This is a genomic window from Candidatus Competibacter phosphatis (assembly GCF_012939995.1).
Classification (GTDB): domain Bacteria; phylum Pseudomonadota; class Gammaproteobacteria; order Competibacterales; family Competibacteraceae; genus Competibacter; species Competibacter phosphatis.
In genome coordinates this window covers 1-21,542 of sequence record NZ_SPMZ01000081.1, presented here as the reverse complement: position 1 = coordinate 21,542, position 21,542 = coordinate 1, and the positions used below count along the sequence as shown (strand labels likewise).

The 21,542-nt window shown below is 60.7% G+C and carries 19 protein-coding genes and 2 pseudogenes; 9 read left to right on the top strand and 12 right to left on the bottom strand.

Annotation, left to right across the window (positions count from 1 at the left end):
* Positions 1-6: 6 nt before the first annotated feature.
* Positions 7-813 carry a hypothetical protein gene (locus tag E4P82_RS19800; protein WP_169250493.1) on the bottom strand — a complete coding sequence of 269 codons (807 nt, stop codon included), beginning with the start codon at positions 811-813 and terminating at the stop codon, positions 7-9.
* Between the two features lie 27 nt (positions 814-840).
* The gene (locus tag E4P82_RS19795; protein ID WP_169250492.1) at positions 841-1,212 is read right to left on the bottom strand and encodes a hypothetical protein; all 372 of its coding nucleotides are present in this window, start codon (positions 1,210-1,212) and stop codon (positions 841-843) included.
* Between the two features lie 229 nt (positions 1,213-1,441).
* Here E4P82_RS19795 and E4P82_RS19790 point away from each other — a divergent pair, with 229 nt between their 5' ends.
* From E4P82_RS19790 to E4P82_RS19775, 4 genes are all read left to right on the top strand, one after another.
* Positions 1,442-3,658 carry a patatin-like phospholipase family protein gene (locus tag E4P82_RS19790; RefSeq protein ID WP_169250491.1) on the top strand — a complete coding sequence of 739 codons (2,217 nt, stop codon included), beginning with the start codon at positions 1,442-1,444 and terminating at the stop codon, positions 3,656-3,658.
* A complete protein-coding gene (locus E4P82_RS19785; RefSeq protein ID WP_169250490.1) occupies positions 3,658-4,272 on the top strand; it encodes a pseudouridine synthase in 615 nt (204 codons plus the stop codon). The genes E4P82_RS19790 and E4P82_RS19785 overlap by 1 nt, the downstream gene beginning before the upstream one ends.
* Entirely contained in the window at positions 4,269-4,607 is a 339-nt protein-coding gene (locus E4P82_RS19780) for a cupin domain-containing protein (RefSeq protein ID WP_169250489.1), read from the top strand. Before E4P82_RS19785 ends, E4P82_RS19780 begins: the two co-directional genes overlap by 4 nt.
* Positions 4,608-4,711: 104 nt before the next feature.
* The gene (locus E4P82_RS19775) at positions 4,712-5,176 is read left to right on the top strand and encodes a c-type cytochrome (protein ID WP_169250488.1); all 465 of its coding nucleotides are present in this window, start codon (positions 4,712-4,714) and stop codon (positions 5,174-5,176) included.
* Positions 5,177-5,243: 67 nt separating this feature from the next.
* Here E4P82_RS19775 and E4P82_RS19770 read toward each other — a convergent pair whose 3' ends face one another.
* Positions 5,244-5,918, bottom strand: a complete 675-nt coding sequence (locus E4P82_RS19770) for a cytochrome b/b6 domain-containing protein (protein WP_169250487.1) — start codon at positions 5,916-5,918, stop codon at positions 5,244-5,246.
* 150 nt (positions 5,919-6,068) lie between these two features.
* Here E4P82_RS19770 and E4P82_RS19765 point away from each other — a divergent pair, with 150 nt between their 5' ends.
* Positions 6,069-6,383, top strand: a complete 315-nt coding sequence (locus E4P82_RS19765; RefSeq protein WP_169250486.1) for a hypothetical protein — start codon at positions 6,069-6,071, stop codon at positions 6,381-6,383.
* Between the two features lie 271 nt (positions 6,384-6,654).
* A pseudogene (gene leuA / locus E4P82_RS19760) lies at positions 6,655-8,377 on the top strand (2-isopropylmalate synthase).
* A 116-nt stretch (positions 8,378-8,493) separates the two neighbouring features.
* Here the strand turns inward: leuA and E4P82_RS19755 are convergent.
* The 3 genes from E4P82_RS19755 to E4P82_RS19745 form a co-directional block, all read right to left on the bottom strand.
* A complete protein-coding gene (locus E4P82_RS19755) occupies positions 8,494-8,865 on the bottom strand; it encodes a hypothetical protein (protein ID WP_169250485.1) in 372 nt (123 codons plus the stop codon).
* A 36-nt stretch (positions 8,866-8,901) separates the two neighbouring features.
* On the bottom strand, positions 8,902-9,369 hold the full coding sequence (locus tag E4P82_RS19750) for a hypothetical protein (protein WP_169250484.1): 468 nt from the start codon (positions 9,367-9,369) through the stop codon (positions 8,902-8,904).
* Positions 9,370-9,696: 327 nt separating this feature from the next.
* Entirely contained in the window at positions 9,697-12,273 is a 2,577-nt protein-coding gene (locus tag E4P82_RS19745) for a PAS domain S-box protein (protein WP_169250483.1), read from the bottom strand.
* A 467-nt stretch (positions 12,274-12,740) separates the two neighbouring features.
* Between E4P82_RS19745 and E4P82_RS19740 the strand changes: the two genes are divergently transcribed.
* Positions 12,741-12,983, top strand: coding sequence for a hypothetical protein (locus E4P82_RS19740; protein ID WP_169250482.1), 243 nt, complete (start codon positions 12,741-12,743; stop codon positions 12,981-12,983).
* A 40-nt stretch (positions 12,984-13,023) separates the two neighbouring features.
* Positions 13,024-13,839, top strand: coding sequence for a M90 family metallopeptidase (locus tag E4P82_RS19735; protein WP_169250481.1), 816 nt, complete (start codon positions 13,024-13,026; stop codon positions 13,837-13,839).
* Here E4P82_RS19735 and E4P82_RS19730 read toward each other — a convergent pair.
* The 3 genes from E4P82_RS19730 to E4P82_RS19720 are packed head-to-tail and all read right to left on the bottom strand — an operon-like array spanning position 13,790 to position 17,463.
* Positions 13,790-14,281, bottom strand: a complete 492-nt coding sequence (locus E4P82_RS19730) for a protease complex subunit PrcB family protein (RefSeq protein ID WP_169250480.1) — start codon at positions 14,279-14,281, stop codon at positions 13,790-13,792. The genes E4P82_RS19735 and E4P82_RS19730 overlap by 50 nt on opposite strands.
* Positions 14,282-14,295: 14 nt before the next feature.
* Positions 14,296-16,896 carry a S8 family serine peptidase gene (locus tag E4P82_RS19725; RefSeq protein ID WP_169250479.1) on the bottom strand — a complete coding sequence of 867 codons (2,601 nt, stop codon included), beginning with the start codon at positions 16,894-16,896 and terminating at the stop codon, positions 14,296-14,298.
* A 27-nt stretch (positions 16,897-16,923) separates the two neighbouring features.
* Positions 16,924-17,463, bottom strand: coding sequence for a hypothetical protein (locus tag E4P82_RS19720; protein WP_169250478.1), 540 nt, complete (start codon positions 17,461-17,463; stop codon positions 16,924-16,926).
* A gap of 25 nt (positions 17,464-17,488) precedes the next feature.
* Here E4P82_RS19720 and E4P82_RS19715 point away from each other — a divergent pair, with 25 nt between their 5' ends.
* Positions 17,489-18,103 carry an NUDIX domain-containing protein gene (locus E4P82_RS19715; protein ID WP_169250477.1) on the top strand — a complete coding sequence of 205 codons (615 nt, stop codon included), beginning with the start codon at positions 17,489-17,491 and terminating at the stop codon, positions 18,101-18,103.
* Here E4P82_RS19715 and E4P82_RS19710 read toward each other — a convergent pair.
* From E4P82_RS19710 to E4P82_RS19700, 3 genes and pseudogenes are all read right to left on the bottom strand, one after another.
* Complete coding sequence (locus tag E4P82_RS19710) at positions 18,100-18,606, bottom strand: DUF7931 domain-containing protein (RefSeq protein WP_169250476.1); 507 nt, start codon at positions 18,604-18,606, stop codon at positions 18,100-18,102. The genes E4P82_RS19715 and E4P82_RS19710 overlap by 4 nt on opposite strands.
* Positions 18,607-18,733: 127 nt before the next feature.
* A complete protein-coding gene (locus E4P82_RS22555; protein ID WP_169250475.1) occupies positions 18,734-21,067 on the bottom strand; it encodes a trypsin-like serine peptidase in 2,334 nt (777 codons plus the stop codon).
* A 136-nt stretch (positions 21,068-21,203) separates the two neighbouring features.
* Positions 21,204-21,398, bottom strand: a pseudogene (locus tag E4P82_RS19700) (IS256 family transposase); the annotation flags it as partial.
* Between the last annotated feature and the right edge of the window lie 144 nt (positions 21,399-21,542).

The window sequence follows — 21,542 nt, the reverse complement described above, 5'->3', positions numbered from 1 at the left end:
GGTTCGTCAAGTCGATCCCACATCCAGATCGCGGCGCAGTTCGGCGGCGGCATCCCGCAGATAGCCAAACAGGCGCTTCACTCCAACGCAGTCGTAATCGCGCCGCGGCCATTTGAAGTAGCCGCCGCAGTTTTTCAGAAACTCGCAGCCCTGGCATTCTTCACCCGCCGCCAACACTTGCGCGATCCATGCCTCCAACCCGGCATCGAACGCCATATTGGCGTTCAGATCCACCAGCCGCCTGGACGGTCGTTCGACACCTTCGTCGGTGACGTAGCGCAGATACTGCGGATCGTCGTCCTGCAACACCCATAACGGCACTGGCTCATCATGGAAAAACCCTTGCAGGGAACCATGAAAGTATTCGATGGGTTGAGCGACCGTGGACTGATGTAGATAGAACTCCAGCACCGCCGCCATCTCCTCGATCAACGCCGGCTCGGGTTGCTCGACTTCCAATCGCACCGCGAAATCCAGCGAGACCGCCACCTTGACCGCCTTGCCGAATCCTGGCGCAACCGGAACGATCACCCGCGTCGGGTGGTTGTCGAGCAAATTGCTGTGGCGATACAGCAAGGGAAATTCAGCGACGGGATCGCGCAGGATCAATTCCAACGGTAAGCCCGGCGCCCACGCGTTCAACGGCTCGGAATCGGCATCGAGCGCCACGATCTGCGCACCGACGATTCGTTCAGGATCTTCCGTTTCCAGCGCGGCGGCGAGCGCGGTCGGTTCGTCGGTTCTGACGATTAAGCGCTCCTGTCGGTAAGCGGCCAGCAAGCGCAAAGGGATGTTGTAGGTGAATTCGTTCATCGAAACCATGCCTCGAACCGGGAGCGGTCAGCGATTGTACCAGCCCCCGCCCCAACGGGGGCCGTTGTACCAGGGTCGGTTGTACCAAGGCCGGTTGTACCAAGGCCGGTTGTACCAGGGTCGATTGTACCAGGGCCGGTTGTACCACCCCCAACCCCAGGGCTGTGGTCCCCAACCCCAACCACCGCCAAAGTTGATCCAACTGCCGCCCCGACCACCGCCCCGATTACCCCAATCACCCGCCTCGGCATCGCGCCCAGGAACCAACAGGCCGCCCAGCAACACCCCACCGATCACCGCCTTCGACCATCGCCCCAGGCTGATGAGAAAATCTCGCCGCTCCTCACGGACCGATTCCGGGAGTTCACCCGGCAACATTTCATGCTTTCGATCGCTCATGACAACCTCCGCGCATCAGTGTCGTTATGGCGGTGGCGGCACAGGGGACAAGCTTTCCACCAGTCGCTCCCACTGCGGGGGATCGATTGGAGATTCGCCGTTCAGGCCGCCGGAAAGTGTCTGATACGAAACCTCATCCCCTACTGAATCGTAATGATAATGTTGGCATAATCTTTCTGAATTACCGCTGAACATTTCCCCTTAGACCCCACCATCACGGCCTTTCCTCATGCGCGACCGTCGAGCCAACCGCTCCCTACCCTGCCTGTTGCTCGCCTTGACGGCATTGGTCGTTCTCGGTTCAACCCGTCTTGAGGCCGCGGCGGCGGAGCGCCCCCGCATCGGTCTGGTGCTGGGTGGCGGTGGCGCTCGCGGCGTGGCTCACGTCGGCGTGCTCCGTTTTCTGGAGGAAATGCGCATTCCCGTCGATTGCGTCGCCGGCACCAGCATGGGCTCGATCATCGGCGGCTTGTATGCCTCCGGCATGACGCCCAGCGACATGGATAAAACCCTCAAGCGAATCGATTGGCCGGAGGTGTTCAACGACGGCCCACCGCGCGCCGACCTGCCGTGGCGGACCAAGCAGGAACAACGGCGGCTACTGACCGACGCCGCGATCGGCGTCCAGGGCGGCAAGATCCAACTGCCTCAGGGATTGCTGCAAGGCCAGAACCTGCTGCTGTTGTTGCAGGAACTCGCATTGCCGGCGGCTGGAATTCACGACTTCGACCGACTCAAGGTGCCGTACCGGGCCGTCGCGACCAATATCGCCACCGGCAACCCAGTCGTGCTGGGTTCCGGCGATCTGGCCAAGGCCATGCGCGCCAGCATGTCGATTCCGAGCGCGCTGGTGCCGGTCAAACTGGATGACAAACTACTGGTGGACGGCGGGGTCTCGGACAATCTGCCCATCGACGTAGTACGGAAACTGTGCCAGCCCGATGTCATCATCGCCGTTGACGTGGGCGCGCCGCTGGCCCCCACCAATGAGCTGACTTCGGTGTTGTCGATCACCAACCAGCTCACCACCATCCTGACCGTGCGCAACGTCGAACAGCAGGTAAAGACGCTGGGGAACAAGGACGTGCTGATCGTGCCGGATCTCAAGGATCTGAGCAGCACCGATTTCGATCGCTCGCCGGAAGCGGTCATCATCGGCTACGACGCCGCCCAAACCAAACGCAAGGAATTAAGTCGGTTGTCGCTTTCGGTGGCCGACTACCAAGCCTACATTGCCGCGCTGCCGTCAATACCCGATACCGACCACCCCGTTATCGACTTCATCCAGATCAAGAACAACACCCGATTGTCCGACCAAACCATCGCCAGTCAATTGCGGATCCAACCCGGCGACCGGCTCGACCCGCAAGAGCTCAATCGCAACCTCAACATCATTTACGGCATGGGCGATTTCCAGGCGGTCGACTACTCGCTGGTCAAGGAAAACGGCAAGACCGGGTTGATCGTCGAAGCCAAGGAACGCTACATCGGCACGGACACGCTGGAATTGGGCCTCTCTTTTGGCGCCAGTCTGCGAGGCGAATCGCTGTTCTCGCTCACCGCCGCCTACACCATGGGGCAACTGAACTCGCTGGGCGGGGAGTGGCGCTCCATCGCCCAAGTCGGCGGCAACATCGCGCTATCCACCGACTTCTATCAACCGCTCGACGCCGATCAAACCTATTTCATCGACCCCTTTGCCAGCTATACAGCGTACAACCTGACCCTACAAAATCTTTCGCAATACCGGGTTTACCGGACCAACATCGGCGTGGCAGTGGGACGCAACCTGGAACGCTGGGGCCGTCTCTCGCTGGGTCTGCGCTACGGCGGAGGACACAACGATCTTCGCATCGGCGAGTCCGACGAAAACGAAGGCGATTTCGACGAGGGCGGCTACTCGATCCGCTGGGGGATGGATACGCTGGATAACATCAACTTCCCGACCTCGGGGTATTACAGCGACATCAATTTCTACGACTCCCGAACCGCCCTGGGCGCCAGCGACGACTTCAGCACACTCAGCCTGGAAGCCGCCAAGGCGTTTACCTGGAACAAAGCCTCTCTTATCCCGCGCCTCAGGCTGGCGGGCCGGCTTTCCGGTGAACTCGGCATCCAGGATCTGTTCCCGCTTGGGGGCTTCCTCAATCTATCGGGTTACCAGACCAATCAACTCGCGGGGCAATATGCCGCGCTCGGCGAACTGATCGCCATGTACCGGCTGGACAATGCCTCGGCGGCGTTCACCATTCCCATATACGCTGGCGGCTCGCTGGAAATCGGCGGCGTCTGGCAAGACATCAGCGACATCGATCCGGCCTCACTGATCCCCGCGGGCAGTCTGTTTCTGGGCGCGGATACGCCACTGGGACCCTTCTATCTATCCGGCGGTTGGGCCAAGGGCGGCAACACCTCGCTCTACATCCTGCTGGGCCGACAATTCTGATGCCACGCCTGATCCTGCTCAACAAGCCCTACGGCGTTCTCAGCCAGTTCACCGACCCGGCCAGCCGCCCGACCCTGGCCGACTATCTGCCGGTTCCCAGCGTGTACGTGGCGGGACGGCTGGATCGGGATAGCGAAGGGCTGCTGGCGCTGACCGACGACGGCGCGCTGCAAGCCCGCATCAGCCATCCGCGCCACAAGAAATCCAAGACCTATCTGGCACAGGTGGAAGGCGAGCCCACGGAGGCAGCGTTGGAGCGGTTGCGCCGAGGTATCGAACTCAGCGACGGCCTCGCCCGACCCGCCATGGTCCAGCGCATCCCGGAACCCGCCGGGCTCTGGCCGCGCGATCCACCGATCCGTTACCGGGCGGCAATTCCGACCGTCTGGCTGGAAATCACGCTGCGTGAGGGTCGCAACCGCCAAGTCCGACGCATGACCGCCGCCATCGGCCATCCGACCCTACGGCTCATCCGCTGGCGAATCGACGATTGGACGCTGGACGGCCTGCAACCCGGCCAGTGGCGGGAAGTACCCACAGTCGACTCACCTCCCGGTCGTGCCCGGAGCCATCGCGATGGCTCCGGGCCTCGCCGTGCCCTCCTGATCCGATGAGTTCCGAAAGCGGCAATCTGCTGGCCGGCATTCCAGCCAGCTTGGTGGCGGAGCAATTCGACCTGCTGCTGCAAACCGGCGCTTGCCGCCTGGAGCGAATCGTTTCCATCGGCCATGCCACCCCGCCCGGCGAGTGGTACGACCAGGATGGCGACGAGTGGGTCGTATTACTGCAAGGTCAGGCGGAACTGCGTTTCGCCGACGAAGACACCGTGCGATTGCTGGAACCCGGCGACTATGTTTGGATTCCCGCACACCGTCGCCACCGGGTGGAACGGACCAGCCACAACCCGCCGGCGATCTGGCTCGCGCTCCATGTTTACGGGGTCGGCTGACGGCTCGATTCAGCCATGCTTCAGCCTCGCCTTGCAAAATATCGGGTATGTGGCATGATTACGCATATTGGACTAATTTAGTCAAAATTAGGGGATCGAAGCTGATGAACAAGCTATATATCGGTTTGGCGGGTAGCATACTGAGCTTGAGCCTTCTGACCGCAGCCAGCGCGGCCGACCCGAAACCGGAAGACGCCGTCCGCTACCGACAATCCGTTTACACCGTCATCGGATGGCACTTCAAACCCATCGGCGCAATGATGAAGGGCGAAATCCCGTTCGACGCCGCCGCCGTGGCTCGCCATGCGCAATATGTCGAAATGATGAGTAAAACAGCCATCGCGGGCTTTCCGAAAGGCTCCGGCCCGGACGCGGTGAAGGATACCGAGGCCAAACCGGAAATCTGGACCCACTGGGATCAGTTCGAAGCCAAAATGAACGACTTCCAGGAGGCGGCCATCAAGCTGACCGAAGTGGCCAAGGGCGGCGATCAAGCTGCCATCAAAGCGCAGTTCGGCAAAACCGCCGAAACCTGCAAGGCGTGCCATAAGGAATTCCGCACGGACTGAGCGACCTCAGAGGCGCCATCCCGAGAAGGCCATGCTCCGACATGGCCTTTTTCGTTTTCGGCCGCCTTCAGCGGACCAGCAACCAGACACTCAAACCCACGACCACCAGCGCCGCCAGTCCGCGCCACGGACTGACCAAGCGCGGAACCTGTCCGGCCAGCTCCGGCGGCAAGCGTTTGCGGCCGCTCAGCATCGGATGAATCAGATTCTCGCGCTTGACCAGCAGATAAAACAGCACCGCCACGACATGGAGCGCAATAACCGCCAACAGCAGGTTGAAATTGAAGTGATGAATGCCGGTCAGCCAATCGCTGGTGTCTTTCGAGACCCACGAATACAGCGGTCCTTCGATCAGAATATCGTCGTTGGCGAACAGTCCGGTACCGGCCTGCACCAGCAGTAATATCAGCATCAGCACGATCGACCATCCTCCCATGGGGTTATGGCCCAAGTAGAGCGGCGTCTCGCCGCGCAACAGCGCCTTGACGTAAGCCAGCGCCGCGCCCGGGCCGCGCACGAAATCGCCGAACCGGGCGGTCTCACTGCCCGCCACACCCCAAATCAGGCGAAACAACACCAGCACCAACACTGCGTAACCACCCCAAACGTGATAATTCATGGTTCCACTATTTTCGGCGGTCCACCACTGGACGATCATCAACCCCACCAGGGTCCAGTGAAACAGTCGGGTTGGCAGATCCCAGACTATCGTCGTTGGTAAAGAGTGATGACCATCCGCCATGTGTGAGAACCCCTTCAGCTCATTGATAGTCGTGTGATTGTTGATAAACCCGGCGCGATTTGCAATCGTTATATGAGCTTGACATTGAGGATTGCTTTGCTACGATAAAAAAAATAGTATTTTGCCCAAATGGAACTGCTAGGAATCTCAATGATCCCCCAACCCATCTATGAAGCGCTCCCATATCTGTACGGTGCCGGAGGCGTGTTTGCGATCGTGGGTCTCGAAACGGTTGGCGGGAAATTCTGTGGATTTCTGTTGATAACCGCAGGGGTTATCATCTACCAGGCCAGATCGCGTCATCGCGGCAAAAAAAGCAGTACCCACCAAAAATTCTGGGCGCCGCGTCTAGAAGATCTCTGCTTAATCGACCTTCCGCCAGGCAATCATAAAGCGATATTCCACACCATGAATATGCAATCCACTGAACGGTTCGAACTACGACTGAGTCGCCCGGCCTCCTGAGGGGAGCGCCGGGTTTCGCTGTTGCAGTTTCTCGATACCGAACCGTTCACGAGGATTGCCCCATGCTTGAGTCTTATCGATCCCGCATCACCTTCTCCTTCGTTTCCAGCCGCACTGGCCAGCCCGTCGTTTTCGCCCTTTTCCTCTCCCTGACCCTACTGCGACTAAGCCGCGGTCGTCGGGCCTAGCGGCTGCCCGGCGGCCGTATCGCGCCGCATCGTCCCCGTATCGCATCAACATCCGCCACCTGTCTTGAGAGAGGAATTTCCCGATGAACGTCGACGCCACTCGAAAATACCGTCCCTTCCCGCCCATCCAGTTGCCGGACCGGCGGTGGCCCTCGCGAACCCTTGCCCAAGCGCCGATCTGGTGCAGTTCGGATCTGCGCGACGGCAACCAAGCGCTGATCGAACCGATGGACCGCGAACGCAAGCTCCGCTTCTTCGAGTTGCTGGTCCGCATGGGTTTCAAACAGATCGAAGTCGCGTTTCCCTCCGCTTCGCGGACCGACTTCGATTTCGTGCGCGATCTGATCGAAGGCGAGCGCGTACCGGACGACGTAGCTATCCAAGTGCTCACTCAGTCCCGCGAGGAACTGATTCGTCGCACCTTCGACAGCCTGCGCGGCGCCAAGCGCGCGATCCCACATCTTTACAACGCCACCGCGCCGATATTCCGCGAGGTGGTGTTCGGTCTCGACCGCGCCGGCTTGATCGAGCTGGCCCGTCACGGCGCCCGGCTGTTCGTCGAATGCGCCGCTGAACAGCCGGACACCGAATGGCAGTTCGAGTATTCACCGGAAACGTTCTGTTTCACCGAGATGGATTTCGCGCTGGAAGTCTGCGAGGCCGTACTCGACATCTGGCAACCGACGCCGGAGCGCAAGGCGATCCTCAACCTGCCGGCGACCGTCGAAGTGGCAACACCCAATGTCTACGCCGACCAGATCGAGTGGTTCTGCCGCCATCTTTCGCGCCGGGATGCCGTGATCATCAGCGTCCATCCCCACAATGACCGCGGCACCGCCGTGGCCGCCGCCGAACTGGCGATGATGGCGGGCGCCGACCGGGTCGAAGGTTGTTTGTTCGGCAATGGCGAGCGCACCGGCAATGTCGATCTCATCACCCTGGGGCTGAATCTCCATAGCCAAGGCATCGATCCCGGTCTGGATTTTTCGGTGATGAACGAGATTGTCCGCACCACCGAATACTGCAACCAGATCGCGGTACATCCACGCCATCCCTATGCCGGCGACTTGGTCTTTACCGCCTTTTCCGGTTCGCACCAGGACGCGATCAAAAAAAGGTTTCACCGCCCAGGAACAACGTTGGGCGACTGGCGATCCACGTTGGGAGGTGCCCTATCTGCCGATCGATCCGGCCGACCTGGGCCGCAGCTACGAGGCGGTGATCCGGGTCAATAGCCAGTCCGGCAAGGGCGGCATCGCCTACTTGTTGGAGAAGGATCACGACCTGCGGCTGCCGCGCCGCTTGCAGGTCGAGTTCAGCCAGCGGGTGCAGGCCATCGCCGATGCCACCGGTAAGGAACTCGCCTCGGCGGATATCTGGGCGGCGTTTCAAGCCGAATATCTGCAAACGGACCAGCCGTTTCGTTTCATCGAGTACCGTACCGCGCCCGATGGCCACACCGGCGGTGCCTGCAAGCTGACCGCGACGGTTCGCGAGCATGGACGGGAACGGCCGCTCTCGGGCAAGGGCAACGGCCCGATCGACGCTTTTACCGATGCACTGAACCGGCATTTCGGCCTGAATGTCCGAGTGGTGGATTACCACGAACACGCCATAGGCGCGGGCGCCGACGCCACTGCCGTATCCTACGTCGAGGTGTGCATGGACGGCGATCCCGTATCGCTGTTCGGGGTCGGGGTCGACGGCAACATCGTCACCGCTTCATTGAGGGCGGTGGTCAGCGCGGTCAACCGGGCATTGCGACAGGAATCCGGCAAGACCGACGCCGCGTTGGATGCCGCCTGATTGTTATTCAGGATGGCTGGCCCCTCTGCTTAGAGGACGCTTAACACGAAAATGGCACGGAACAAGCAGCGGGTTCCGTGCCACCACAACCTGCGCGATTCGACTCAGGCCACATGTCACCACTGCCCAAAGAAGTCGGTGATGTCGAAACAAATCGTTTTCGATTCACCGCTGGCGGTTTCAATGTCCAAACGATCGAAAGTCCTGTTTCTGATTCCGCTGACGCCCTGCCCCTTTACCTTGGCATTCGGATACTTCCAGGCAACCCAGACTTTCTCGGCGGCGACCCCTTCCATGTTGTTTGCGGCATTCCGAATCACAACCGCTTTCTTGCAACTCGAACCGTCCGCGCCGACAAACAAAACATGCCGTAATTTGTCGGGTAACGGCGGCCCGGAAGATCGGGTCGTTTCACCAGCCTGAACCGTTGCCATTCCAAGGATCAGCACCAATAACGACAGCACATAACGAATCGAAGGTCTTTTCATTCACGCCATCCTTTTCTGTCGAATAATGGTTTACCTTCAGCCCAAGACTTCGCCGTAAACCCCTTTCTCGTAAGCTTCGCCTTCCTCGTTCGTCGGATCGCCCGGCACGGCGTCATCGACACCATCCTGGGCATCGGCCCAGTGAGTGAGTTCATGCAGGATAGTCACGCCAACCAGATAGACTTTCTTGCCATTCTTCATGGTCACCAAACCCTTGCCCGCTTCGAAATCCTTCACCAGTTTCTCGTCGATCCGCAATACATTGGAACCCCACGAGTAGCAGCCATAGGCTTTCTTGCCGGCGCACATCAGATTGTGCACCACCTGGATCGTGGGTCCCTGACCCCATTTCAGGGCATTCTTGATGGTCTCCTTGGTCACTTTTCCAGCCAGTTTTTGGATGGCGTTGATGATCTTATGCACCTCGGCAACTTGGGGCATATTGACCTTCAGGTAATAATGCAGCTTGGGATATTTCTTGATGGTGTCGTCGGACATTTGCATGGTGGCTTGCTCCTCACAATCAGATTACCGGTTTCATCGCTCGCTTTGGCGCCTCCCAGGTTTCGAAATCGATCGAAGCAATTCGGAACCGCCCAGAGCCGCGCCCACAAACACCGATATACCCGCAAATTGCACGCCATATTTTAACCATTTGATTTTATGGTTTATCGTATGGACATTACCATCTACTTGGTCATTTTGGACAAGCCATTTCGGCCTGTCGAGCCGAATTAGTTCGAACGGGTTCGGCGAAATGGAATTTGATCACCTTGTCGAAAAGACGAAGAGCCCATCCTCGCGGGCGACGGGAAACGACCGGTGGCGCGGTCAGGAATCCATGGTTGGAGGCACTGTCGCGGAGCGAACACCGTACCGACGGCTGTCCGCCTTGATGGCGCCAATGTCGTTAAAGATAGCCACATAGTTGACGGTCCGACCCTTGGCATCACGCAGCAGAGTCAACCCCAGCCATTCAGGATAGATCTCGCCGTTCTTGCGTCGATTCCAGATTTCTCCCTGCCAATGCCCTACCCGTTCCAAATCCGCCCACATTAAACTGTAGAACTCTTGATCGTGCCGGCCCGAAGACAGAATGTTGGGATTCCGCCCACGCACGTCTTCCAATGAATAACCCGTCACTCTGGTGAAAGCCCGATTGACCGAAATAATGCGATTCTCGGCATCACTGATCAGAATCCCTTCGGTGCTTTGTTCGTAAACCGCAGCGGCCAGTAGCAGCTCCCGCTCGATCCGCAACTGAGCGGTGATATCGTGGGCCATGATCATTTTGGCGCGGCGGCCACCCCAATCGAGGGTGTGGGAAACGATTTCGACATCGATCGGCACGCCATCCTTCTTGCAGTGCCTGCGGGCCTCGGCCCGCACCAATCCTTCCTTGACCTGGGCGATGCTTTCCAGCAGGCCCGGCACATCCTCCGACGGGCGAATGTCGGCGATGGTCATCGCCAGGAATTCGGCGCGACTGTAGCCGTAATGATCGATGGCGGCATCGTTGACGGCCAGGAACCGCAAGGTCTCCAAATCGTATACCCACATCGGCACCGGGTGTGCCTCGAACAACAAGCGGTAACGGCCTTCGCTATCCCGCAACGCCGCCTCGGCCTGCTGGCGTTGGCGTTCGCGTTCGAAGCTGTCCAGCGCGAAGGAAACTTCGGCGACCATTTCGTCCAGTAGCGCGGTCAACTCCAGATCGAAGAATTCCGGCTCGGAGGCGAACAGATTGAGTGCGCCCACCACCGCGCCCGCCCGCTTCAACGGGAAAACCGCGCAAGACCGCACTCCGGCGGTCGCCATCAGAATCTGCCAGTCGGGAGCTTCCTCGCCGCTATCGTAGAACAAATCGTTGCCGACCCAGTGCGAGCCGCTGGCCAGCACGACTTGCGCCGGCCGATACGGCAGGGCACCACCACCCGACTCGATCATCGGGTCCAGCGACGCCAACCGGCCGCGCAGTTCGCCGTAAGCCGCCACCACGCGCAACTGCTGGGTGTGCGGATCTCGCAAACCGATCCAGGCACCCTTGAGGTCGCCACACTTGACCGCGATCCGACAGACCTCCTCGAACAATCCGTCGGTCCCCTCGTTGTGCAAGATGGTCTGACTGGTCAAGCTCAGCGCCGCGTAAAATCGGGTGATCCGCGCCAAGCGCTGCTCGGCCAATTTGCGACTGGTGATGTCGTCGATCACGCTGATGAGGTACTCCGGCTGCCCGCTGGCGTCCCGCACCAACGACACCGTGAGATCGATCCACACCACCGCGCCATTCTTATGCAGATAGCGCTTTTCCATCGAATAGGTCTGGATCTGGCCCGACAGAATCTGATTCATCAAATGCCGGTCCTTGTCCAGATCGTCGGGATGAGTAATGTCCTGAAAACTCTTTTGCAGCAGTTCCACGCGCGGGTAACCGATGATCGCGCACAGCCGGTCGTTGACCCGCAGCCAGCGGCCGTCGGGTGCGATGTGGGCAATGCCGACCGCCGCCTGCTCGAACGTACCGCGAAAGCGCCGCTCCCGCTCGGCCAACGCGGCTTCTGCCTGCTTGCGTTCGGAAATATCGCGGACCACGGACTGATAGTAGCGGTGTTCCCGACTGGTCAGGGGACGCGCGCTGACTTCGACCGGGAACGTGGCACCATCCCGTCGCTGGTGCAGCACCTCGAACAGCGCTCCGCCGGCGGCGGCCACCCGACGATAATCGTTCTCCACTGCATCCTGCCAGGAGGGCGCCCGCAGCACACTGACATGTTGTCCTTTCAACTCCTCTGGACGGAGGCCGTAATAGTTCCACACCTGGTCGTTGGCTTCGATGATGGTACCGTCCTCACCCAACAACAGCACGACATCCAGCGATTGCTGAGCGAGTTGCTCGTAGCGATGCTGGAGATTGGCGCGTTCGAGTTCGTCGCGCAGGTGCTCCAGTTCGAAGCGCGACTTGGCGTTCTGCCACCACAGCACAATACCGGCGGCACCGGTGCCCAGCGCGAACAGCAACACGAAACCAATCCACAACGCCAGCCAGCGGATGCGAGCCAACTCGTTGTAACCCAGGTTCTGGATCACTTCGCGGTAAGCAACGGCGCCCAGCATCGCAACGATCATGATCAGGGCCACCGGCACCACGACCAGCGTCAACGCGGTTCGAGGAGTGGAAACGACCCGACCAACCCGGTCGTTCATCGCATCGCGTTCGACTTCGAAGCGGCGTAGGGTCAAATACAGCAGCAGAGCGGTAACCGCCACGAAAAACCAATCCTTGGCGGTTTGTATGCGAGTCAGCGCCGCCGGACCGACGCCCAACCACAGCACAAGTTGATCGGACCCGAAGATCCAGAACGCCGCGACCAGCGCGTAAGTAAATGCCAAAAACAGCGATTGCGACATACCCATCCACATTCGAAGACAATGCTCGATCCGTCACGGATCATGCCGCCCGGCGGCGGGCGGAATCCTGTGACTATAGACAATCGTGGAGAGGGTTGCCGCCCACCCCTTGCCAACCCGACGCGGCAAGGATTCGCGTCACCGCTTCCTCGGACCTGTCCAGCACGGCCGAACCCGCCCGATCGATCTTATGGCGACTCCCGAAATCCGCTCAACGCTTGCCGGAAATAGAGCCCGATCTCATAATCCTTGCTGATCAAACTGTCGGATGCTGGCCAGCCGCCATCGTCCAGCCTTACCGGCTCATCGGGAAAAACGCCGCGCCACGCGGCAACCGGCTCATCTCTTCAAGCCGCTGGTAAAACGGAACCGACACGCACGGTAGCGGCATCCCGCATGCAGCGCGGATTGCCCGACGGCGACCGTAACACCCCCTCACGGCGGCATGCCTCCAACGGAGCTTCCCCATGCAACGCAGCGACATTCTGGCTCTTCTGGGTTCCCTCGGCATCACCGGCTTGCTGCTCTGGGGGCTGGTGTACTTCGTCAACGAATGGTGGGCACGGCTGCCCAAAGCCGTCGCCCTGACCGTCTGCATCCTGCTGGCGGTGATGGTCATCGGCTACCCCATCTATGCGCTGGCACGCTGGTCGGATCGCTATCTGGAACGGGCGCGGGCAGCCAAGGCGCAAGAAGAGCGGAAAGATTAGGCGGGAATCTCGCCTAATCTCGACAACGCCGAGTCACCTGATGCTTGCCCTGTTGCGGAGCTGGCTGCGCCGCCGCCGGCTAGAGCGAATCCGCATTCCGGCAAGCACATGGCGGGCGGCCGTGGCGGTACTGCCGCTGGCGGACCGTTTGAATCCGACGGAACGGGACCGGCTGCGCGATTTGGCGACGCTGTTTCTACATGAAAAGGCGCTGGAACCAGCCGGTGGTTTGGAGCTGACGCCCGAGATGGGATTGTGCATTGCCGCTCAAGCCTGTTTGCCGATCCTGAATCTCGGACTGGACTACTACCGGGGCTGGAGTTCGGTGATTCTCTACCCTGAAGGGTTCCTGGCCCGGCATGAATACACCGACCCGAACGGTCTGGTCCACAGCGACCATCGGCCACTGATCGGCGAAGCCTGGGAGCGCGGGCCGGTGATCCTGTCCTGGGCCGACGTCGCGGCCAGCGCCGCGGAACCGGGCTACAACGTGGTGATCCACGAAATGGCCCACAAGCTGGATATGCTGACCGGCGAGGTCAACGGCTTGCCGCCGCTGCACCGCAACATGCCGATACAAGAATGGAGCCGTGTCTTCAACGATGCGTATCAACGGCTGTGCCGGGAGGTGGACCGAGGCCTACCGACACTGTTGGACCCTTATGCCGCTGACAGTCCCGGCGAATTCTTCGCGGTGATCAGCGAAGCTTTTTTTACCGCCCCCGACAGGGTGCTTACCGGTTACCCGGAGGTTTACCAGCAGCTTCAGGCGTTCTACCGGCAGGACCCGCTAGCGCGCCAACCGCTTAACGAACCCCTTCCAGCCGCACCCGACCTTCCAGGTCCAGCACCGTGATCCGCGCGAACGGCACGGCCGGTACTTTGAGCGCCAAACAGGGGCTGGTCACGACCTGCGCTTGCCGATAGCCCGGTGGCGGCTCGCGCCAGTCCACCCGCACCGACAGCACGCCATCCCGCACGGTCGCCGATTCACCCGCCAGGCTCAGACCGTAACCGGCCGAGGGTCGCGTCCCCATCGCAACCAGCAATACCCCCTCCCGGCTGAAATCCACCATCGGCGGGGACGGCAAGCTCATTTGCGGGCTGACGATCCGCCCATGCCAGGACCGCCACGCCGCCGCATTGGCAATCCAGATCACGATGGGGCGTTCCAAACCGCCGCACTGGCTGCCGCCGTATAACGATTCCACCGGCAACGCCGTCTCTTCTCCAGCGCCGGTTTGGGCGCAACCCGAAAGCAACGCCAACGCCGCCAGCATCCGGCGTGATCGTCTCATTACGAACCACCCACTCACTGATTCGTGCCTCGCCGTATCCCGGTTTCGCGCTTGGCGGTGGTCTGGACACCCGGTAGCTGCACGAGGTAACTGCTGACAAAATCCAAGCCACTCATATCCCGATCGACCTCGATGGTCACCGGCGCATCGAGGGTGACATAGGCGCCGCAAGATTCGCCGGCATCGCAAATAAACAGATCGTTGTTGGCGTCGGAACCAGCGAAAAGCTGGTAGGTGCCGGCCGGGATGTCCGACAGGGTGAAGGTGTAACTACCGTCCGGCTGCAACTGTCCGGTCGCATCCTTCACGGTTTCGCCGCTATCGGGCTTGACCAATAGCACATATTGCTGCCCGACCGAGCCAACGCTCAGATGATTGGCCACCTGCATGATCACGCCGACCGAGATCGTATCGGCATTGGAGGTAAAGGTCATGGTCGCGCTGTACACGCCATCCGCCAGATTGTCGCGCCGCACCGCGACCGTGTAGCTACCGGTGCCGTCGGCGTTCACTTGGGTCGGCGTCACGCTCAACCAACCACCGGAGTCTTCGGTGGGCGGATTCACGCTCAGTTCGCCGCCGCCGCCATTGAGCACCGTCAAGGTCTGACTATCGAGGCTGATGCCAAAATTCAGCGCCGCCGGACTGATCGTGAGAATGGGCATCGGGTTCACCGGTCGCCCCGCGCTGTCGGCGGCGGCGACCACTGCCTTGTAAGCATTAATCAGACCGTCACCGAATTGCTCGTCCCGCCCTGGCGTGCCCAAATCTTCGGTCAGCGCGCCGCTGGCTAGCAGCCGCTCGATATCCTGGGGCGTCAGCTTCGGCGCCACCGACTTCATCAGCGCCAGCACCCCAGCCATATGCGGCGTCGCCATCGAGGTTCCCTGCCAGATGGCGTAATCGTTGACCAGCGTGCCGCTACTGTCGCTGGCGGCGGTGCTGAGCACGCCGTCCGGCTTACCGTCGCCGTTCACGTCGCGGGCGGTATTGCCGCCGGGCGCGACCACGCTGACGGCGGTGCCGAAATTGGAATACGGCGCCCGTGCCTTGTCGATGTCCACGGCACCGACACCCAACACACTGGGAAAGGCCGCCGGATAGAACGGCGTACTGCTGCCCTCGTTGCCGGCGGCGGCGACGATGACCACGCCAGCGGCGCGCGCCTGATCGTAAACCGCCTGGGTGGCGGTGGAGAAACCGGGACCACCGACGCTGAGGTTGATCACGTCGGCGCGGCGCGGCGGCACGGTGCCGGAGTCGTTGGGCAGACCGGCGGCGTACCGCACCGCCTGTTCGATGTCGTAATCGGTGCCACCAAATCGACCCAGGGCGCGCAACGGCATGACCTTGGCACCGAAGGCGACGCCCGCGACCCCGACGCTGTTGTTGGTGGCGGCCGCCACCGTGCCGGCGATGTGGGTACCGTGGAAGGAACTGCCGCCGCCGGGATCGGTGCCGTCACCGGGATCGTCCGGATTGGCGTCGATGCCGTCGCCGTCGCCGGCGTTGCTGGGATTGCTGATGAAATCGTAGCCCGCCACCCACTGCCCTTGCAGATCGGGATGGCTGAGCACGACACCGGTATCGATTACCGCCACGATCGCATCGGTACCGGTGGTCAGATCCCAGGCTTGCGGCAGATTGATCTGCGGATAATGCCACTGGAAGCGGTACAGCGGATCGTTGGGAACGAACTGCGCGCGGCGGATGTAGTTGGGTCCCGCGTCCGCGATATCCGAATCGCGCCTCATCGCCTTAATCGAATACAGGGTTTCCAATTTCTCCCGCAGGACCGAATCGACGATCTGGAAACCACCGGGGAAATGGGCCTGAGTGGTGCTGGCCAGTTTTCGATAGGCCGCGCTCCGCTTCAGCCCCGCCAAATCGACCAGCGCATTGCGCGGCTCGGATTCCGCCGGCCGATCCGCCATCAAACCCAGCGCCCGCAGTTGAGCCCGCAAGCCATCGCGCCGCACCGCCGCTGGCTGAAAGCGAGTGATTGCCTCGCCCACGACGAATGGATCGCTCAACCGCATCCCCCCTGCGGTCGACGCCAGCGACTGACCAACGGTCAGCACGTAATTCGACGCGCCACGATCCGCGGTCACGACCAGCAGATAGTCGCCGCCCGTGGTCACCGTCAGCGATTCCACCCGGTTCTGGCTAACCGCCGCGTCGAGAATGTTGCCCTCGATATCGGCCAGCCCCAGATCCAGATCGTTCTGAATGCCGTCGCCAGCGACTTGCAGACTGATCTGCTGACCGGCCAGCAGCTTGATCTTGTACACATCGCTCGCATCGCCGCCGCTGCGCGATCGGCCCGCCGGTCCAGCGCCGGGTTGGTTGACGTAGCCGCCGAGCGTGACCGGGTTGGGAAGCGACTGGGCGTCGGCAACCGTATCGTTGGCGCGGTAGGGAGCCAGCGGATCGTTGACATCGCTGTCCGAAGCGACGCCGGAGGCCGGCCGCACCGTGCCACTCAAGGTAAACTGGGTGGCTGGCGGCGTCGGCGTCGGCGGCACATCGCCACCATCATCGTCCCCACCGCACGCTTGCAGCAGCACCGCCAATCCCACGACCAGGAACGCCCGTCTTGCAAGTTCGGGTTTCATGCTGCCCTCTCCAAGCACCGAGCGACGCTACCAAAAATCATCCAGCTTCGCCCGCTCCCAGGCGGCGTGCAGAACCTGCCAATCATCCCGGCCTCGGCGGATCAGCGTGAAGTCGAAGCGGTAAAGATCGGCGTTCAGACCGACCAATTGGTCGGCGCTGGCCACCGGCCGACCGGCCAGCGCCGCCGCCACGCTGACCGTGGCATGATCCGGGTCCGTAAGCACGATGTCGCGAATCCGGGTGAATAAATGGACGGATTGATGGCGCAGGACATGCAACCGGATCAGACCTTCCACCGCCTTGCGATCGCGACCCTGGGCATCGCTGTAGTCATCCGCAATCAACCCGCGCAAATCACGCAGGTTGCGCTCCTCGCCCGCGACCTGAGCCCGGGCGATGAATTGACGAATTTCAGTCTCGGGGGAATCGGCTGGGGGCGAGCAGGCCGTCATCGCCAGTACCAGAACTGCCCAGACCCACGACCGGCCACCGTATCGAGTTATCATGATCATCCGAATATCTCCGCTACCCTCGGCCGGCCGACCGCCGGCGACAAGCTGGGTCATTCTTTCCATCCGCGCGGGACCTGCCATGAATCACCAATTTACCATCCTCGACAAGATCCTCTGCTATCGCGGGTTTTTCCGCATGGAACAATACCGCCTGCGCCACGAACTGTTCGCCGGCGGCTGGAGCCCGGAAATCACCCGCGAATGTCTGGAGCGCGGCCATGCGGTTGCGGTCCTACTGTTCGACCCGGATCGAGATCGAGTGGTTTTGCTGGAGCAATTCCGGGTCGGCGCGCTGGAGTTTCCCGGCGGCCCTTGGCTGCTGGAGATCGTCGCCGGCATCATGGACGACCCCGCCGAAACCACCGAGGAAGTGGCGCGGCGCGAAACCGAGGAAGAAGCCGGCTGCGAGCTACTGGAGTTGCTTCCTATCTGCCACTATCTGGTCAGCCCCGGCGGCACCTCCGAAAGCATCACCCTGTTCTGTGGCCGGGTGGACACCTCGAACCTCGCTCCCGGCATCCGCGGGCTCGCTTCCGAGCATGAAGACATCCGCTTGCACCTGGTCTCCCGCGCCGAGGCGCTGGAGCTGCTGCACACCGGTCGCATCAATTCGGCCGCACCGATCATCGCCCTGCAATGGCTGGAATTGAACCGGCCGAAACTGCTGGAACGGTGGGGGCTGGCGCCTGCCTAGATTCCCAGCCGTCGCAGGTCGAGATCGGGCTGCGATCGCTCCCAGATCAGGCGGAACAGTTCCAGCAACTCCTTCATGCGCTCGCCAGGTTCCGGCTCGTAGCCGCCGATCAAGCGGCGCGGATCGCTGAAACGCAACAGTGCCCGCTCGTCGGCGATAACGAACGCCTGACTCAGTTCCGGCCGGTCCGGGATTTCCGGCCGGTTCGGGGTATGCAGCAGCAACGCGCTGGTCAAGCGTTCGCTCAGTCGCGCCAACCGGGGGCAGTCGCCGCGCCATTCCCTGGCTGGCGGCAACACCAGATGCAGGCGCAACTTGGGCTGGCTCACCACCCGCTTGCGGATGGCATCGAGCACGTCGGGATCGTCGTACAACTCAGGCCGTATCAGCGGCGTGTACCACACCAGCGCCCGCCGCAGGCCGCCAAGCAGATCCAGCAGGGCGCACCGGCTGTCGTCCAGTCCGTTCAGCATCGTCGGGGCAAATCGTTCGTCATTCGCCATCGCCGTTACCTCGCTGTTTGGGATCGTGAAACACCACCTATCCGAACGCCATCGATCAATACCGGGCATGGCTCGAACTGCCCGGGCTGTCGCGAGGTTGCCCCGCGCCACATCATTCCGACGCCGACTACGATCCGGTAAACGAGACAATCACAAAGTTCTGATTCGGTTCGGCCCAGTTTACGACGACGCTACTCCCGGTTTGCGGGAAATCAAGCAGACGATACAGACCGCTGGCTCCTTGCAGATACTCCACGCCCAGGGTGGTCACGGTGAAGTTGACGTTGGCGAACTCCACGCCGTCGGCGAAGGCCCGCAAGTTGTGGCTGCCATTGCCCAGCCGGTTCCAATTGAAGGTATAGCCAAAGCCGTTGTTGTCGTCGCCGCAGACCGCTGCCGTGTCGGGCCGGGTAGTGCCGTAGGCCACCCGTTGCGACGCGCCGCCGTCGATCTGTACTTCCACCGTGCTCGCTTGGCAGATCCACCCCCGGATCAGGCCAATGCCGCTTTCGAAGGAACCCTGTTGCGGACTCTCCAGACTTGCGGACGACCCGGCCCGTGTGGTGACCGTCGTCGATCCCGTGGCCGCTTTGCTGGTCCCGGAGATCACGAAATTCTGATGCGGCTCGGCCCAGCTTATGACAACGTTGCTGCCGGCTTGCGGGAAGTCGGGCAGGGTGTATGTGCCGCTGGCTCCTTCCAGGTACTCCACGCCCAGGGTGGTCACGGTGAAATTGACGTTGGCGAACTCCACGTCATCGGCGAAGGCTCGCAAATTGTGGCCACCGCTCCCCAGGGTGTTCCAGTTGAAGGTATATCCAAAGCCGTTGTCGGTATCACCGCAGGTTGCGGACGTGTCTTCCCGGGTGGTGCCGTAGGCCACTCGTTGCCGTGCGCCACCGTCGATCTGGATTTCCACCTTGTTGGCTTGACAGGCCCAACCCCGGATCAAGCCGATGCCGCTCTCGAAAGAATCCTGTTGCGGGCTTTCCAGATGGGCTCCGCTTCCGCTACCGGACGCATCCAACCATTGGCTGACCGAAGGGTAGGTCAAATCGAAACGACCATACCAATCGGGCGCTGTCGGGTCTGAGCAGTATGAATAACCACCACTCAAACTACCAACAAAAAGTTGCTGGCCGTCTTGCTCGCCGGTAATGGCGAAGATCCCGGACCCACTACTCCCTTTTTCGGTGATTCCTTGCGACCAAGTTATATGGATGTGACTACCGGTTCCATCTACCGGCATTAACAATGGAGCATATCCATCGGCGGTGCCTTGACTCCATTTTTTCAAGTCGCCCATTGGATGGTGTATGCCAATCACCGTCAAACCGGTTGGATTATTAGTGCTCCAACCGGCAAACTGGATACCCGACAAGCTACTGATTTGAGTATCCCGCAAGCGTAGGAAGCTGAAATCGCTGTTGGTACCGGTGGCAAGCAGGTCGGCGCCGCCGGTGAAATGAGTGACGGAGGTGGGATTCGCCCCCCCGCAGACTGCACGTTCGAAAAACCAGTAACTATCGATGGTATTGGCGACGGATTGGGTCGATAGGCAGTGGTTCGCCGTCATGAAATAGGGAATCCAGCTACTGGAATCGTTGTCGTTGAGCAACGTTCCCGTGCATAAATAGCTGCCGTCGGCATCGCTGAAAATGATTTTGGCCACTGCGGCGCTTAGATTATCGGGCAGGGTATCCCGGCATTTGACATCGATGTTGCAAGAGCCAGAGTTTCCAATCTGAGAAAGATTCTTCGTCTCTGGATATTGGAACGACTGAGTCAGATGCTGTATTTTCGGCGCCCGAATCGGAAACCCGCCTTCAACCGAAGCTGGCAGGTAAATCTCCACCCCGGCGGTTTCCCCCTCAATCACCGGCGACCAGAACAGAACCTGCGCTGATTCGGTATCCGCCGAATTTCCCACCGCCTGCTGGGCACGGATGGATCTGGCCGTGAAGGGTCCGAAGGTCTCGGAATTCTTGCTTCCGAAAAAGCGTATTTCCGTCTCTTCGGGTAAACCCTCCAGATCGATCGCCACCCGCAGCGCGCTCGCGCCCGGCGAGGTGATCGAAAACGCCGCGACCTGCCCGCCGTCCGACAGCAATTTCCACGAGAGCGATGGAGACAAATCCTCCTCATAAGGCTGCGGCATCGCGCGCGCAAACCCCACTTTCAAGGGCTGATCCTTACGCTGTGTCGCGAGCGCGGCTTTCTCCTCCGTCGTCGTGACGGCATCCAGCACAATTTGCAGTGGAATCGCGATCACGCTGTAATCCTGCTTGAGGGACTTATCGGGAAGATACATGGATGCCTTACCCGCCATCGGCGGCGAACCTCCGCCCACCGAGGCGGCGTAGCCTTCGGATATCGTCACCGCCAATAACACGAGCATGGCCATCGAACGCCATGGCGACGGGGAAAATTCGAATGGACTGCGTTTTTCTACCGTACTCACGACCATCTCCTATCTGCTGCCCATGTGGAAGCACACGAAAATGGAACTTTAGCAGACTCACCTGAACAGCAGCTTATAGCTGCTAGCACAACCCACCGGAGAGCCATAGTCAAATCTGGTGGATAAGCGGTTTGAATCAAGCGGCGATTTTCTGCTGAGCGTTCTCGGCTTTGCCGGGTGGATCGACGACGGCGATGCCATCCTGGAAACGAACCCCTCGCACCACCTCGGGCAAGCGCTTGAAACCGCCCAGCTTGCGCCAACTCTGTTCCGCCATCGGCGCCCATTGGAACATCAAGCCCAGTAAGGTGTTTTGGGATACGCAGTTCTTGGGGTCTGTCCGGAAATAAAAACAATTTATTGTCTAATGAGTTAGAGGCGATCAATGGAGAGGGGCGCCGTCATGATGCCTAATCCGATTAAGCAACGCTACGAGTTAATAGCCGGGCACTTGAATGAACACCAGCGGCGGCTG